This window comes from Mesorhizobium sp. M5C.F.Ca.IN.020.29.1.1 (genome assembly GCF_003997375.1).
Classification (GTDB): domain Bacteria; phylum Pseudomonadota; class Alphaproteobacteria; order Rhizobiales; family Rhizobiaceae; genus Mesorhizobium; species Mesorhizobium wenxiniae.
Map to the genome: position 1 here is coordinate 1 of NZ_RZSW01001043.1, position 957 is coordinate 957.

At 60.0% G+C, this 957-nt stretch carries 2 protein-coding genes; both read right to left on the bottom strand.

The window, feature by feature from the left end; genetic code table 11:
- Positions 1-49 precede the first annotated feature (49 nt).
- The gene (locus EOA85_RS36065; protein WP_065008185.1) at positions 50-343 is read right to left on the bottom strand and encodes a DUF2218 domain-containing protein; all 294 of its coding nucleotides are present in this window, start codon (positions 341-343) and stop codon (positions 50-52) included.
- 133 nt (positions 344-476) lie between these two features.
- Positions 477-917, bottom strand: a complete 441-nt coding sequence (gene gloA / locus EOA85_RS36070) for a lactoylglutathione lyase (protein ID WP_127212790.1) — start codon at positions 915-917, stop codon at positions 477-479.
- Positions 918-957 lie beyond the last annotated feature (40 nt).

Consider the following 957-nt stretch of genomic DNA (forward strand, 5'->3'; position numbering starts at 1 on the left):
GTGCGGGCGCTGCTGGAGTTAGCCGGCCGAGACGGCTGAACGTGGTCGCCTACGCTGCCGAGGCCCTTTTCCAATCGAAGATCAGCTCTTCGCGGAAAGCGAAGCGTTTGATGTGGTCGGCGACGACCGTTTCCAGGCGCTCCAGCGAGCCGGCTTCGTCAGCGGTTACCGCGATATGCAGCGCTGCCGCATCGGCATCCAGAACCGCACGACCCAGTGAGAGATCGATTGTCCCGTGGTTCGGATCGAACTCGACCGGAAACTTGTGCGCCCAATGCTTGCATAGCTGCTGCAGATAACGGCTCGCATGTTCAGTGGCGACATCGACATGGCTGGTCGGCATGAATGGATTTCTCCTAAGGCAAGATGCGCCAATTTCGGAAAGCAGGCGTGATCGCCGGACAGATAGGCGCGATCTCGAGAAACGCCATAATAATGTCCGTCTCGGTCGTACCCGCCCTCGATCTTGTGATTGGTTACCAGCTTCCGGTGTTCGGCATCGACGCCCAGGGCTCGGCCTTGGCCTTGGCCGGGCCTTTCTGCAAAAGCTCGATCGAAATGCCGTCCGGCGACTTGACGAAGGCCATGTTGCCGTCGCGCGGCGGCCGATTGATGGTGACACCCTGGTCCATCAGCTGCTGGCAGGTGGCGTAGATGTCGTCGACCTCGTAGGCGAGGTGGCCGAAATTGCGGCCGCCCTTGTAGTCTTCCGGATCCCAATTGTAGGTGAGCTCGATCAGCGGCGCCTTGTCGGCGATGCCGCTTTGCTCGTCTTCGGGCGCGGCGAGGAAGATCAGCGTGTAGCGCCCCTGTTCGTTTTCGTGGCGGCGCACTTCCTTGAGGCCAAGCTTGGTGCAGTAGAAATCGAGCGAGGCATCGATGTCGGCGACACGGACCATGGTGTGGAGATAGCGCATGTGATTTCCTCGAAATGTTTGCGTTGCGGCGGAACATAGA